Source organism: Hymenobacter segetis, from assembly GCF_054776495.1.
Map to the genome: position 1 here is coordinate 609,761 of NZ_BAAHBV010000003.1, position 13,903 is coordinate 623,663.

Genomic DNA, 13,903 nt, shown 5'->3' on the forward strand with positions numbered 1-13,903 from the left:
TGCAACGACGCAGGCTAAAAACCCGCGTCACGACTCAGTGCGACTTCAAAGCAAATTTAATCAATTCCTCCACGCTTAGCTCCCCGCCGTGCTTGTGCTGAATCTGGTCCAGCTGTTTCTCGGCAGCGGCCCGCGCAAAGCCGAGGGTCACCAGGGCCTGCAACGCTTCGGCGCGGCGCGTATTGTGTTGGCGGGCCAGCGGCACGGTGTCCACGCCGGCTTTGGCCAGCAGCTCGTCTTTGCGCAGCTTGTCTTTAAGCTCCAGAATCACGCGCTGAGCGGTTTTCGGCCCCACGCCCTTGATGCTCTGGATGGCGCGCACGTTTTCGCTCACGATGGCCTCGCGGATTTCGCCCACACTCATGCTGCTCACCATCACAATGCCCGTGCCCGGCCCGATGCCCGATACCGAAATCAGGAGCATGAACAGCGCCTTCTCACTGGGGTCGAGGAAGCCATAGAGCGTCTGCCCATCTTCCTTGATGTGTTGGTAGGTGTAGATTTTGGTGGCCGCACCCTCGGCCGGGAGCTTGGAGTAGGTGGCCAGCGAAATCCGAACTTCGTAGCCGATGCCGAGGATGTCGACAATGGCGAGGGTGGCGTCTTTGTAAGCGAGTTTACCGTCGAGGTAGGCAATCATAAGCCGGCGAAAGGAAGAAAAGAGAGGGAACAGGATGTTACTTAGGCAACACCAGTCCCCGGTTTTTATCTCCCAAATTTACTGGCTTTTCGGCCAAAAATATTGGGTCAAATGAAGAAGATGTGAGGATGAAGAAATAAAAAAAGAACGTCATGCTGAGCGTAGCCGAAGCATCGCGCGTGCCATAGTAAACCAATCGATTGAGTTACTATGGCACGCGCGATGCTTCGGCTACGCTCAGCATGACGTTCCTTCAGTTGCCGAACCTACAGCGCCCGGCTGCCGGTTTGGGCATCCACCACCGCAATGGCGGCCATGTTCAGGATGTCGCGCACGCTGGCCCCAAGCTGTAGAATGTGCACCGGCTTGCGCATGCCCATCAGCACCGGCCCGATTACTTCCGTGCCGCTGATTTCCTGCAATACCTTGTAAGCAATGTTGCCCGACTCCACATTGGGAAAAATCAGCGTATTAGCGCCTTTCTCAGCCAGCGGCGAAAAGCCGTAGTGCTCCTGAAGCAGGGCGGGGCTCAGGGCCACGTTGGCCTGCATCTCGCCGTCAATCAGCAGGTCCGGGAAACGGGCTTTGGCCAATTCGGTGGCGCGGCGGGTTTTTTCGGGCAGCGGCCCGGAGTTCGAGCCAAAGTTGGAATAGCTGATAACGGCCACGCGCGGCACCGCATCGAAGAAGCGCACGGCGCGGGCCGTGAGGCCGATAATCTCCACCATCTCCTCGGCCGTCGGGTTGATATTCACCGTGGTATCGGCAAAGAAGTACGGGCCTTTCTTGTGCTGAATGATGTACATCGACGACACGCGCTTCACCCCGTCCTCGGTACCAATGACTTGCAGCGAGGGGATAATGCTTTTGCCGTAGTCCTTCGTAAGGCCGGTGATGCAGGCGTCGGCTTCGCCGGTTTCCACCATCATAGCGGCGTAGTAGTTGCGCTCACGCATCAGGCGGCGGCCTTCGTAGAGCGTCATGCCACGCCGCTGGCGCTTCTGGTACAGGATATTGGCGTATTCGTCGCGCTTGGCGTCCTGCTTCAGAATGTTGATGATTTCGCAGCCGTCGAGGTCGAGGCTGTTTTCGCGGGCAATGGCTTCGATTTTTTCCTGCGGCCCCAGCAGAATGGGAAAGCAAACGCCCTCATCCTGCAGAATCTGAGCGGCTTTCAGAATCTTGTAGTTATCAGCCTCCGCAAACACCACACGCTTGGGGTTGGCGCGGGCCGCCGAGGTGATGCGGTTCATCAGCTTCTGGTTCACGCCGAGGCGGGCGCGGAGCTGGTCCTCGTAAGCGTGCCAGTCGGTGATGGGCAGGCGGGCCACACCGCTTTCCATCGCAGCCTTCGCCACGGCAGGGCTGATGCTGGTAATCAGGCGCGGGTCGAGTGGCTTGGGGATGAGGTAATTACGACCAAAGGCCAACGTATTATCGCCGTAGGCCTTGTTCACCATCTCGGGCACGGGCTCCTTGCTCAGTTCGGCCAGGGCACGCACGGCGGCCAGCTTCATGGCTTCGTTGATTTCGGTGGCGCGCACGTCCAGCGCGCCCCGGAAAATGTAGGGGAAGCCCAGCACGTTGTTCACCTGGTTGGGGTGGTCGGAGCGGCCGGTGGCCATCACGAGGTCGTCGCGGGTGGCCATGGCCAGCTGGTAGCTCACCTCGGGGTCGGGGTTGGCCAGGGCGAAAACGATGGGGTTGCCGGCCATCAGTAGCAGCAGGCCGGCGGGCAGCACATTGGCCGCCGAAAGGCCCAGGAACACGTCGGCCCCGGTCATGGCCTCTTCCAGCGTGGTCACGGCGCGGCTGGTGGCAAACTGCATCTGAATGGGGTCCAGATTGGTACGCTGGGCATTGATGACGCCGTCCTTATCGAACACCACCACGTTGTCCTTATTCAGGCCCAGCGCCAGGTACAAACGCAGGCACGATACGGCTGCCGCGCCCGCCCCGCTCACCACGAGCTTCACTTCGCCAATCTTCTTGCCCACGATTTCGAGCGCATTCAGCAGCGCAGCCGAAGTAATGATGGCCGTGCCGTGCTGGTCGTCATGCATCAGCGGGATGTTCATCTTCTCCCGCAACTCGGTTTCGATGCGAAAACACTCCGGTGCCTTGATGTCCTCCAGGTTGATGCCACCAAATGTGGGCTCCAGCGACTTCACGATGCGAATAAACTCGTCGGGGTCGGTGGCATCAATCTCAATATCAAAGCAGTCGATTCCCGCGAACTTCTTGAACAGCACGCCCTTTCCTTCCATTACCGGCTTGCTGGCCGCCGGGCCGATGTTGCCCAGGCCCAACACCGCCGTGCCGTTCGAAATCACGGCCACCAGGTTGCCCTTGGCGGTGTATTTGTACACGTCGTCGGGGTTTTCGGCAATGGCTTTGCAGGGCTCGGCCACGCCGGGCGAGTAGGCCAGGGCGAGGTCGAGCTGGGTGCTCATGGGTTTGGTCGGCACCACTTCGAGCTTGCCGGCGGGCTCCTGCGAGTGGTAGTTGAGGGCGTCTTGCTTGTTTATTTTGAGCATCGGGAATTCTTCAGACATGAAAACGGCCGCGCGGGCAGCGCGGCCGTCTAAGGCGAAATTACCGCGAAAAGCGCAGCAAGGCCGGGTTTACTTTTTAATTTAATGCCAGCGACGCTACTTTACCCCTGCGGCACCAGCAGCTTCTGGCCCAGCTTCACCTCATCCGAAGCCAGGTGGTTGAGTTCGCGCAGGGTCTGCACGCTCACCCCAAAACGGCGCGATATGTTGAACAGCGTGTCGCCGGGCTGCACCAAATGGACTTTCGGCGTTTCCAGCCGGTTTTCCAACTTGGCTTGCTTGGTGGCAGCAATGCTTGAAGCGGCTGGCTTGGCAGCTTTGCGCGGAGTTTCGCGTGTTTCTTCTTCATTAGCCGGAGCGCGGAACACCAGCCGCTGGCCCGGCACTACCGCCTCCGAATTCATTTTATTCCAAGTCATTAGCTGGGCAACCGTCAAATCATGCTCACGGGCCAGCTTGGTGAGGTTATCGCCTTTGCGCACAGTATAAGGGCCGGTTTGGGCTACGGCCACTGGGGTAGAATCATCAGCCTCTTCAGCCTCTGGCGCTACAGTTGCAACCGCGGTTTTGGCTTCGTTGCGCTTGGTTTCGGCAGCTTGCGTCTGCGCGAGGCGGCGGGCCGTAATCCGGGCCTGTGCCTCGGCAGCCGCCTGCTGCACAGCCTGCCGCTGCTTAATGGCAGCCAGACGTACATCCTGCATTTTCTCCTGCCGAATTATGTCTTGCAGCCGCGCTACTTCGCGGGCATTGGCCGCAGCCTGCTCGCGGCGGGCGGCAGCTTCCTCATCCGATACCGTTGGGCGCACGCGGGCGGCGGGAGCCAGCGCGACGGTAGGTATTACTACCGTTTCTACCGCCTTGCCGGGGGCTGCCGTTGGCATTGGCACGAATACCACCAGCTCGCGGCCTGGCTTCAGTGGCCGGCCTTTGGGCAGCTCATTCCAGCGGCGCAGCTGGGTCTGGCTTACTTCAAACCGCTCGGCCAGACTGGCCAGGGTTTCACCACGCTTCACTTTATGAGGGACGCGACGGAAACGCGGGGCAGTTTCAGCAGCATCGGCGCGCGGACCAGTAGTGACGGCCAGCAGCGAGCGGTTCACCCACGGCTCCACGCCTTCGAGCCGTGGCGGCAGGAAGGCTAGCGGACGGGGCAACTCGGTGGCCGGCTGGCAATAGTCGAGCAGCGTATTGCGGTCGGCATCGCCAAAATGCACGGCCGCCGCCGCCGGAAACCGCACGACGTAGGGCCGGTAGCCGGCCGGCAATGCCGCCCGCCGCAGCTCCGGGTTGAAGCGCGTGAGATACAATGAATCCTCGTAGCCACAGGCCTGGCTTAGGCGGCGCAGGTCGAAGGCCCGGCCGCGCAGGCTGAGCGTATCCATCGGCTCGGCATACTGGTAGCGCAGCGTGGGCGTGCGCAGGCCGTGGGCCTCCGCGTACTTCATGCTGTACATGATGGCCGTGAAGGTGGGCACGTAGTTGCGCGTTTCGGCTGGCATGTAGGGGTACAGGTCCCAGAAGGTTTTTTTGCCGGTGCGGCGCATCACGCGCTGCACACTACCCGCGCCCCAGTTGTAGGCGGCCAGCACCAGTTCCCAGTCATGGAACACGCCGTAGAGGTAGCGCAGGTGCTTGCAAGCCGCTTCGGTGGCTTTTTCGGGCGCCATGCGCTCGTCAATCCACTCGTCGCGCTTCAGGCGCAGGTCGCCGGCCGTGGGCCCCATGAACTGCCAGAGCCCGGTGGCACCTACCGGAGATTTAGCGGTGGGAATCAGGGCCGACTCCACCACGGCCAGGTATTTCAGGTCGATGGGCAGGTTGTACTGCGCCAGGTATTTCTCGAAAATCGGGAAGTACAGGTTCTCGCGTTCCAGCACGCGCTGCATGTAGCTGCGGTTGCGGGCTGTGAACAGGGTAACGTAGGCCATCACCGAGTTGTTGAACTGGTGCGGGGCTTCGGTTTCGAAGCAGCCCACGCGGTCGCACACCAAGTCGCGCATGGTGGGCGGGGTGCGTAGCCACTCCAGCCGGGCCGAGTCGATGACGCCGGGCGTCACAGGCACGGCTACCAGCGAATCGGGCTGCAGCTCCAAGCGCACCCGCACGGTATCGCCCAACAGTGCTGGCATTGTGGAAATTACCCGGCCCGTCGAATCGCGCTGCGTTCCCTGCTGGGCCTTGGCAGCGGTGCCCTGCAACAACAGAAAAGGCAGCACCAACCCCAGCCATAAAGGGCGGGGGCGGGAGAATTTTACGTGCTTAATCCCTTGCTTCATAGCACTAAGATAGGCGATAGGTAAAGAACTTGTAGAGATGCCGGCAAAAAAATCCTGATACGCAGCTAAGCGCTTTCAGGATGGCCTATCAGCAAAAATGCCCCAGCCAATGGACCGGGGCATTCGCAATTACCAGCGTGCAACGTACTGGCCAGCTTCTTACTAACAGGTTTTAAGCCACCACTTCCTCGGTAATGGCGCTGGCAAAGGCCAGCAGCTCGGCCTCGCGGAAGGAACCTGCCATTATCTGCAAGCCAATGGGCAAGCCCGTGGAGTCCTCCCCTACCGGCACCGAAATGGCGGGCACGCCGGCTAAAGAGGCTTGAACCGTGAAAATGTCGGCCAGGTACATGGAAACCGGGTCCTGCTTCTCGCCGATTTTGAAGGCCGTGGTGGGCGTGGTGGGCAATACCAGGAAATCGTACTGGCGCAGCAACTCGTCGGTTTTGTCCTTAATCAGACGACGAACACGCTGGGCTTTAGTGTAATAAGCATCGTAATAATTGGCGCTCAGCACGAAGGTGCCAAGCAGGATGCGGCGCTGCACTTCGGCCCCGAAGCCCTGGGCGCGGCTCTTTTTGTAGAGCGACTCCAAATCCGTAGCATCCGGGGCACGGTAGCCGTATTTCACGCCATCGAAGCGGCCCAGGTTGGAGCTGGCTTCGGCGGTGGTGAGGATGTAGTAAGTCGGAATCATGAAATCGAGGTAGGGGAAATCCACCGCCTCAACTACGTGGCCCTGGCCGCGCAGCAAGTCGAGCTGGGTTTCCATGGCCGCCTTGATTTCGGGGTTCAGGCCCTCGCTGTTCACGGCATCGGCGATGTAGCCGATGCGGTAGTGGGCGGCAGGCGTGAGCTGCTGGCTGTAGGCGGGCACTTCGCGCTGGCTGGCGGTGCTGTCCATGCCATCGGGGCCGGCCATTATTTCGGTCAGCAGCGCGGCATCGGCCACGGAGCGGGTGATGGGGCCAATCTGGTCGAACGACGACGCAAAGGCTACCAAGCCGTAGCGCGAGATGCGCGAGTAGGTCGGCTTAAAGCCTACTACGCCGCAAAACGCGGCCGGCTGGCGCACCGAGCCACCCGTGTCGGAGCCAATTGAAGCCAGGCACATATCAGACTGTACGGCCACCGCCGAGCCGCCCGACGAGCCACCGGGCACGCGGCTGGGGTCCACGGCGTTGCGGGCCGGGCCGAAATACGAGGTTTCGTTTGAGCCGCCCATGGCAAACTCGTCGCAGTTCTGGCGGCCGATGATGATGGCATCGGCATCGAGCAGGCGCTGCACGGCCGTACCGGTGTAGAGCGACTTGAAGCCATCCAGCATCAGGCTGCTGCTTTGCAGCGAGTGGCCGGCGTAGGCCAGTACATCCTTGATGCCGATGACCATGCCGGCGAGCGGACCGGCGGTGCCGGCGGCCAGTTTGGCATCCACGGCGTCGGCCTGGGCGCGGGCCTCGTCGGGCCACACTTCCAGGAAGGCGTTGAGGGTGGAATTCTGGCGCTCGATGTTGCCCAGGTAATACTCAACGAGCTGGCGGCAGGACGTGGTGCCCGCCGTCAGCTCGCTACGAACTTCGGATAAAGACTGAAAACGCTTCAAACTATTTGCAGATTTTAGGTGACCGATTCTGGAATTAAGCGTCGGGATTGGCGGGAATGTAAGGCTGCCGGGGCTGGGTACCTTCGGGGGCCAGGTTGGGCGGCAACGCGGGAGCTACGTACGGCGCATCGGCCGTGGGGTAGCTGGTGTGCTCGGAGTGAGTCGTGGTGACGGCCGCAGCAGCGGGTGTAGCCCACGGGTCGAAACCGGAGCCGGGCTCCGCCACTGGAGCTACGGGAGCCTGCGGCAGGGGCGCGGGGTACTGGTTCTGGGGGGCGTAATTGGGGTTGGGCTGCTGGTTGTAGTTGGGCTGCCCGGGCTGGCCGGCCTGCTCAAACTCGCGGCGGATTTCGGTGCTGGCATCCTTGAACTCGCGGATGCCTTTGCCCAGGCCCCGGGCCAGCTCCGGAATTTTATTCGCCCCAAAGAAAATGAGGATAACAACCATTATCAGCATCAGCTCCGAGCCGCCGATATCGCCCAGAAATAGGATGAGTGGGGTTTGCATGATTTCTAACTAGCGTTGAAACGGGATAAATAAAGAACCGGGCAGCGGCTTAGCCGAGCTGCTGGTTAGGGTCGTTGGGGTTGTAGGCCGGCGGGGCGGGCTGCTGGTAGCCCGGCTGGCCCGGCTGCGCATACGTGTTATGCTGCGGCTGCTGGGGGTAGCCGCCTTGCTGGGGATAACCCTGCTGCGGATAGCCCTGGGCGGGAGGTCCCTGCTGGGGATAGCCCTGCTGGGGATATTGCTGCTGGTAGGGCGGGGCTGGCTGGTCGCGGTACTGCGGCTGCTGGTCTTCGGGCTTGGTGCTGGCGTCTTTGAACTCGCGTACGCCCTGACCCATGCCCCGGAACAGCTCCGGAATACGCTTGGCTCCAAATAACAGAATAACTACGAATAAAATAAGCAGCATTTCGGTTGTCCCGAAGCTACCAATCAGAAACAGGGAATGAAGCATGGAGAGGGGGGCACTTGGGCCCAATATTGGGTGAGAAAAGAGGATATACGCAGCCGAGCGCCTTTTGGAGTATCAAAGATACCCGATAGAGCTGTTTAGATGATGAAGCGCGCCTTCGACGGACAATTCACCGGGGTTCAACGGGCAAGCATTACGGTTGGACGACATCGCCGCTGCTTACTTGTCCCAACCCATTAGCTTTGTTGTTCCGTTCATCCGTGCTTTCTCATTTCGAATGAGTTACGGCAGCTCTTCCCTAATCCAATCAGTTGTGAAATCATCCAAGACCACGAATTCCGCCACCCTTCCCCTGCGACAGGTAAACGAGCCCGAACGTCTGGAAACGCTCTATAGCTATAATATCCTCGATACCGACCCGGAGCAGGTATTCAATGATTTGGCGCAGCTGTCGGCTTTTATCTGCGGCACGCCCATGTCGCTGGTTTCGCTGATTGATGGCGAGCGGCAGTGGTTTAAAGCCCGCGTGGGCCTCGAAGCCAAGCAAACGCCCCGCGAACACGCCTTTTGCCAGTACGCCATGCGCGCTCCTGATGTATACGAGGTGCCTGATGCGGCCCTCGACCCCCGGTTTGCCGATAACCCGCTGGTAACGGGCACGCCCAATATCCGCTTCTACGCCGGCGCGCCCCTGCTCTCGCCCGATGGCCAGCCCCTGGGCACCCTGTGCGCCCTTGATACCGTGCCCCGGCAGCTCACCTCCGACCAGCGCGAGGCCCTGCGCGTGCTGGCCCGCCAGGTGATGGCCCACATGGAGCTACGCCGCGTGCGCACCCAGCTCGAAGACGAGCGCCAGAAGCTGGAAGGCGTGCTGCGCATGGCCAACAGCACCGGCGACTCGCTATTTACCAACGGCCGGGCCGAAATCTTCGTGAAGCAGGACCAGCGCCTGGTGCGCGTGGCCACCGCCGATTTGCAGTACGTGGAGGCCCTCGGCGACTACGTGAACCTGCACACCACCCGCGAGCGCCTCACCGTGTACGGCACCATGAAGGACTTCGAAGCCAAGCTGCCCGGCCGCGATTTCGCCCGCATTCACCGCAAGTACATCGTGCGGCTCGACCGCATCGTGGCCATTGAGGCCGACGCGGCCCTGCTCGACGGCAGCTCGAATACCGGCCCCACCCGGACGCCCATGCGCGTGCCCATCGGCAGCTCATACAAAGCCGGGTTGCTCAATCGGCTCACCTTGGTTTAGAAGCTGGCGGGGGCTACAATTACTCCAGACCCGGCAAAGCTGACGTTCGCCGCGCTAATGGCTCCCTTCACCGAATTGCTCAGCTAATAGGTAGCCCCGCCCTGCATCTTTGATACGGTTATCGGTTGCAGCAGGCTAGTAGCCGCCGCTGCCGACAGCTAAGTTTGTTTTCATAGCTCAGAAAGACCCGCACCTTTGGAGCGGGTTTTTTTATTTTTAGGCTGACTTGGTCCGGCAGGGCTGTTATTCCCTACCGCAAGAGCTCATATCAGCCCCAGCGCCTAGCGGTGACCCAGCCAGGATTCCGGGTTGAGGTTGGACGAGTTGTGCCATACCTGAAACTGCACTTCGGACGTGCCCTCGGCATCCGTCGCCACCGTGCCGATAACGTCGCGGGCACTCACGCGCTGGCCCACGCTCACGCTTACGGAGCGCAGCTTGGCATACACCGTGAAGAAGTCGCCGTGCTGAATCATCACAATGGTGTTCATGCCCGCGATATTGGTCACGGTCTGCACCTTACCATCGAAGCAGGCGCGCACGGCCTCGCCGGCCCCGGTCTGGATGTCCACGCCCCGGTTTTCGACGGTCACGTTTTTCAGCACCGGGTGGGGATGCCGGCCAAAGTGCTGGCTGATAAAGCCTCGGCTCACGGGCCAGGGCAGTCGGCCCCGGTTGCCCGAAAAAGAAGACGACAACTGCGCAGTTTCGGGCGTGAGGGCAATGCGCACGGCGCGGCGGTCGGCGGCAGCTTCGGCGGCCGTTTCGGGCGCGTCCATTTCCGGGTTGGCCGTGTCGTTGTTCGCGTCGGAGCTGGTTTCTGCAGTGGTGGCTTCTTCGTTGCGACGGGTGCGGGCGGGGCTGGCGCTGGCGTTGTTGCGGGCAGCACGAGCGGCGCGGGCATCGCGGGCGGCGGCCACAGCGGCTTCGCGGCGGGCGGCCAGGCGGGCGGCACGAGCGGCACGGGCTATTTCTTCGCGCACCCGCTCGGCAATCAGGTTATCGAGGCGGTTGACGGCCTGGCGGCGCTCCTCCAGCTCCTGGCGCAGGCCCTGCTCCTGCTGGCTGAGCTGCTGCACCATCTCGTCTTCTTTCGATTTGAGGGTGAGCAGGTTTTTATTCTCACTCAGCTGGCTGTTCAGCAGGCTGCTTTTGCGCTGCTGCTGCTTGGTGAGGCCCGAAAGCTCCTGATGCAGCCGGTATTGCGTGCCCATGATGCGGGCCGCCTGCCGCTGCCGCTCCTCGGTGTATTGCCGGATGTAGCGCAGCCGCAGCGCAAACTGGTTGAACGACTCCGATGCAAACAAAAACATCAGCCGGTTGAAGCCATTCGACGTTTTTGAAGCCGTATAAAGCAGACGGGCATATTCCGCCTTCAGCTGGGCCAGGGTCTGCTGGGTCTGAATAACCTGCTTCGCCGTCTGGTGCACGTTGGTTTCGATGCCGTGCAGCTGGGTCGAAATCCCCTGAATAACCTGCTTTTTCTCGGTCAGCTTTTCGGTGATGACGTGAAGCTGGCCCAGACTCACCTTTTTCTTTTCCTGGGTTTGGTTCAGCGCCTGGCTGGTTTGCTGAATCTGGCGCAGGTTGTTCTGGCGCTCGCGCTCCAGCTGCTCTTTGCTTTTGGCACGGGCCGGCCGGGTACTGGTGGTAGCCTTTGTGCGGGTACGGGTGGGCTGCTTGATGCTCCGGGCTGACTTTGCCGGCTGCCGCACCGGCTTGGCGGGTTGTTTGGGCTTGCGGTGCTGCGCACCCACGGGCCCCGCCAGCAGCAGGCCCAGCAGGGCGAATAGCCACCACCGGCCACGAATGGCCATCGCGCCAGCTTTTACTTCCGAAACGAGTGCTTTCTCAGCCTGTACTACCTGCTTATTCAACGTGCGCCATTCAAAACCCGCCACTACTATGGCGGGGCAAAGGTAATCGGGTGAGTGGTTGTTAATTGTTGGCCCGAATCAGTTTCGCGCCACCGCGCTTGCGGCCCGGCTACTTAATGCGCCGAAAGCCCTTGGGCACGGCAAACGGAAACGTCAGCCGCTCGCGGCCAGTGTTCACCTTATTGTAATTGATGGCTGCCGTGACCACGCCCGCCGCCGGCTGTTGCGCCTGAATGAAAGTGGCATGCGCAAAAGGCAGACCCGCCGGCTCATCCAGCGGCTGGAAATCGGTGTAATCGACGGTGAGGTTGCGTTTGGTGGCTTCGTCGCTCATTTTGAGCTGCTGCACGCGGCCGGTGCCGGCTTGCAGCAGGCGTTCTACCAGCACATCGGCCAGGGGGTAGCTCACACGCTGGCGGCCAGCTTCTTCGGTGGCCACGGTGGGCTTGGTGCCGGTGGGGGCGGGCAGGTAGTCGCCGAGTAGCAGGGCCTGCATCTGGGCAAAGCTCACGGGCACATTCAGCAGCTTGCTGAGGTAGTCGTAGCCGCCCGAGAAGTAGGTTTTATCCAGCCGGTTCATCACCCGCACCGAATCATGCGTGAGCACGGCGCGCACGCCCTCAATACCCGCCAAACCCGCCGACACCCAGATGATGCTGTCGCGGCGCATCCGCAACGAGAGGTTGGCTCCCTGCTTGTTGCCCTTCATGTTAATCTGGGCTTTCGCCTTGGCATTCAGAAAGATGAAGGTAGTATTGGTGGCCTTCACCGAAGGCAGAGCGGGCTCCATCATGGGGGTAGAGGTGCCCGGCCCGGCTGCCGACGTGGTAGTGGGTACGGCCTTGCGGGCGCAGCTGCCCAGCAGCCCCAGGGCCAGCAGTAGCGTGACTTTATTCATACAGTTTATGGTCTTTCAATTTCCGCTCCAGCAGGTCGGACGTTCCTCCGATTTTATGAGCCCGCTGCCATTCCACCACGGCTTTGTCCTTCTCGCCGAGCTGGAACAATACGTCGCCGTAGTGCTCGATGATGGAGCCGTCTTTGCTGGTTTGCAGCGCTTTTTCCAGGGCAGTTTTTGCCCCGGCGTAATCTTTTTGCTTGTAAAGCACCCACGCATACGTATCCAGATAGGTGTCGTTGTCAGGGAATTGCTTCACGACTTTGCCCGACATCTGTTTGGCCTTGTCTAGCTTTTCGCCCCGTAACGACAGGAAATAGCTGTAATTGTTCAGCACCTGCACATTATCCGGGTCGCTCACCAAAGCTGATTCATAAGCCGAATCCGACTTTTCGTACTCGTGCAGCTCGTGGTAAGCATCGCCCAGCTGGGCATCGAACTGGCCCAGCAACGGCGCGTTGTTCACCACCAGCTTGCGGCCGTGCTCCAAGGCTTTCACGCCTTTCTGAGGCTGCTTTTTCAGCAGGTAAGCCACACCGTTATAAAACCACAGCGACGACTGGTTGGGAAATAACTCCAGCGCCCGGCCCGAGTGCACGAGCAGCGAATCGGTCTGGTTCAGCTCGGCATCAATCAGCACCACCTGCTGCCACACCTGGAACTTGGAATTGTCGTAGCGCAGGGCTTGCAGGTAGGTGTTGCGGGCGTCCTTTTTGTGGTCGGTCAGGGTCTGCACATCACCGGAAATGGCGTAGGCCTTGGCATCCTTGGGGTAGCTTTTGACGGTGGCCGCCGCGAGGTCGCGCACCAGCTGGTTGGTCGGTTCCTTGGGGCTGGGCAGTTGCTTGATGTAGCCCACCAGAATGCGCACCCGGGCATCAATGTCCAGCGCGGGGCTGGCAAAAGCCTGGCGGAGCTGCTGGTCGGCATCGGCATCCTGCTTCTGCTGGCGGTACACTTCCGACAGTATCAGGTGGGCTTGGGGGTTGTCGGGGTCGAGGCGCAGGGCCTGTTGGGTCACGCGCACGGCATCGGGCAGGCGGTTGTTGCTGGCGTACATCTCGGCTTGGGCCAGCACGTAGCGCGCCTCGGTCGGGTTGGCCTTGATGAGCTTTTCGCCCTCAGCCAACGCCAGGTCCAGCTTGTTCTGCTTGAGGTAAATCTGCTGCTTCTTGAAGGAAATCTCGTCGACCTGGCCAAACTCTTTTTCGGCCTGGTCCAGCGTGGTCAGGGCCTCGGGCAGGTGGTTCTGGGCCAGGTAGAGGTCGGCCAGATTGAACAGGTAGCTGCCCGAGTTGGGTACCTGCTTGATGAGCGTGGCGTAGGTTTTGGTGGCCGCCTCATACTGCTTCTGGCTGGCCTGCGCTTGGGCTAACAATAGGTAATAATAGGCATTTTGCGGGTCGAGGCGGGTGGCGGCTTCGGCGTAGTTGGTGGCGTCGCGCAGGTTGCCGCTCAGCAGGCTGGCTTCGGCAATCTTGTAGTTGATGGCCGCGTTGTCGGGGCGCAGCGAGTAGGCTTTCAGTAGGTTTTCGAGGCCTTTGGGGTAGTCCTCCAGCATCACGTACTTCACGCCGTCCACAAACAGGGCCTCGCTCTGCTCCTTCTCCCGCTCCGACAGGCCCGGCATCAGGGCGCGCTTGGCGCGGAGTTCGGCCACGCGCTTCTCCAGCTCGCGTTGTTCTTTTTCCAGCACGCGCTGCTCCTTGCGGCTCAGCTTGGCCGGCGGCTCAGGCGTGCCCGACGGGGCCTGTGCGTATCCCGGGGCCGTCAGCCCCACCCAAACCAGCAGACTCAGAACAACTTGACGCATATACAAGAAAACCGGACCTGAGGCCCGGCCCACGAAATTACGGGGAATAAAAGCCAACGACGCGGC

Annotated in this window: 10 protein-coding genes; 1 reads left to right on the plus strand and 9 read right to left on the minus strand. The window is 60.9% G+C overall.

Translation table 11 applies throughout. The annotated features are described in order from the left end of the window. Nucleotides 1–34 precede the first annotated feature (34 nt). From ruvA to ACYU70_RS19455, 6 genes are all read right to left on the minus strand, one after another. The gene (ruvA, locus tag ACYU70_RS19430) at nt 35–640 is read right to left on the minus strand and encodes a Holliday junction branch migration protein RuvA (RefSeq protein WP_342299295.1); all 606 of its coding nucleotides are present in this window, start codon (nt 638–640) and stop codon (nt 35–37) included. Nucleotides 641–906: 266 nt separating this feature from the next. Then, nucleotides 907–3,177: an NADP-dependent malic enzyme gene (locus ACYU70_RS19435; RefSeq protein ID WP_342299306.1), complete on the minus strand. Its 2,271-nt coding sequence runs from the start codon at nt 3,175–3,177 to the stop codon at nt 907–909. 119 nt (nt 3,178–3,296) lie between these two features. Beyond that, nucleotides 3,297–5,471 carry a LysM peptidoglycan-binding domain-containing protein gene (locus ACYU70_RS19440; RefSeq protein ID WP_342299294.1) on the minus strand — a complete coding sequence of 725 codons (2,175 nt, stop codon included), beginning with the start codon at nt 5,469–5,471 and terminating at the stop codon, nt 3,297–3,299. A 172-nt stretch (nt 5,472–5,643) separates the two neighbouring features. Next, a complete protein-coding gene (gene gatA, locus ACYU70_RS19445; RefSeq protein ID WP_342299292.1) occupies nt 5,644–7,074 on the minus strand; it encodes an Asp-tRNA(Asn)/Glu-tRNA(Gln) amidotransferase subunit GatA in 1,431 nt (476 codons plus the stop codon). A 34-nt stretch (nt 7,075–7,108) separates the two neighbouring features. Then, a complete protein-coding gene (locus ACYU70_RS19450) occupies nt 7,109–7,582 on the minus strand; it encodes a Sec-independent protein translocase subunit TatA/TatB (protein WP_342299291.1) in 474 nt (157 codons plus the stop codon). 49 nt (nt 7,583–7,631) lie between these two features. Further along, nucleotides 7,632–8,033, minus strand: a complete 402-nt coding sequence (locus ACYU70_RS19455; protein ID WP_342299290.1) for a Sec-independent protein translocase subunit TatA/TatB — start codon at nt 8,031–8,033, stop codon at nt 7,632–7,634. 271 nt (nt 8,034–8,304) lie between these two features. Here ACYU70_RS19455 and ACYU70_RS19460 point away from each other — a divergent pair, with 271 nt between their 5' ends. Next, the gene (locus ACYU70_RS19460) at nt 8,305–9,249 is read left to right on the plus strand and encodes a GAF domain-containing DNA-binding protein (protein WP_342299288.1); all 945 of its coding nucleotides are present in this window, start codon (nt 8,305–8,307) and stop codon (nt 9,247–9,249) included. Nucleotides 9,250–9,530: 281 nt separating this feature from the next. Here ACYU70_RS19460 and ACYU70_RS19465 read toward each other — a convergent pair whose 3' ends face one another. The 3 genes from ACYU70_RS19465 to ACYU70_RS19475 all read right to left on the minus strand — a co-directional run bounded on the left by ACYU70_RS19465 (nt 9,531) and on the right by ACYU70_RS19475 (nt 13,837). Then, a complete protein-coding gene (locus ACYU70_RS19465) occupies nt 9,531–11,066 on the minus strand; it encodes a murein hydrolase activator EnvC family protein (RefSeq protein WP_342299286.1) in 1,536 nt (511 codons plus the stop codon). A gap of 169 nt (nt 11,067–11,235) precedes the next feature. Further along, the gene (locus tag ACYU70_RS19470; protein WP_342299284.1) at nt 11,236–12,024 is read right to left on the minus strand and encodes a DUF4292 domain-containing protein; all 789 of its coding nucleotides are present in this window, start codon (nt 12,022–12,024) and stop codon (nt 11,236–11,238) included. Then, nucleotides 12,017–13,837 carry a tetratricopeptide repeat protein gene (locus ACYU70_RS19475; protein ID WP_342299281.1) on the minus strand — a complete coding sequence of 607 codons (1,821 nt, stop codon included), beginning with the start codon at nt 13,835–13,837 and terminating at the stop codon, nt 12,017–12,019. The genes ACYU70_RS19470 and ACYU70_RS19475 overlap by 8 nt, the downstream gene beginning before the upstream one ends. Nucleotides 13,838–13,903: the final 66 nt, after the last annotated feature.

Excerpts from the sequence above, each read along its gene's own strand:
- ACYU70_RS19455 (WP_342299290.1), bottom strand. The coding sequence starts at position 8,033 with ATGCTTCATTCCCTGTTTCTGATTGGTAGCTTCGGGACAACCGAAATG.
- ACYU70_RS19475 (WP_342299281.1), bottom strand. The coding sequence starts at position 13,837 with ATGCGTCAAGTTGTTCTGAGTCTGCTGGTTTGGGTGGGGCTGACGGCC.
- ACYU70_RS19450 (WP_342299291.1), bottom strand. The coding sequence starts at position 7,582 with ATGCAAACCCCACTCATCCTATTTCTGGGCGATATCGGCGGCTCGGAG.
- ruvA (WP_342299295.1), bottom strand. The coding sequence starts at position 640 with ATGATTGCCTACCTCGACGGTAAACTCGCTTACAAAGACGCCACCCTC.
- ACYU70_RS19440 (WP_342299294.1), bottom strand. The coding sequence starts at position 5,471 with ATGAAGCAAGGGATTAAGCACGTAAAATTCTCCCGCCCCCGCCCTTTA.
- ACYU70_RS19470 (WP_342299284.1), bottom strand. The coding sequence starts at position 12,024 with ATGAATAAAGTCACGCTACTGCTGGCCCTGGGGCTGCTGGGCAGCTGC.
- ACYU70_RS19465 (WP_342299286.1), bottom strand. The coding sequence starts at position 11,066 with ATGGCCATTCGTGGCCGGTGGTGGCTATTCGCCCTGCTGGGCCTGCTG.
- ACYU70_RS19435 (WP_342299306.1), bottom strand. The coding sequence starts at position 3,177 with ATGCTCAAAATAAACAAGCAAGACGCCCTCAACTACCACTCGCAGGAG.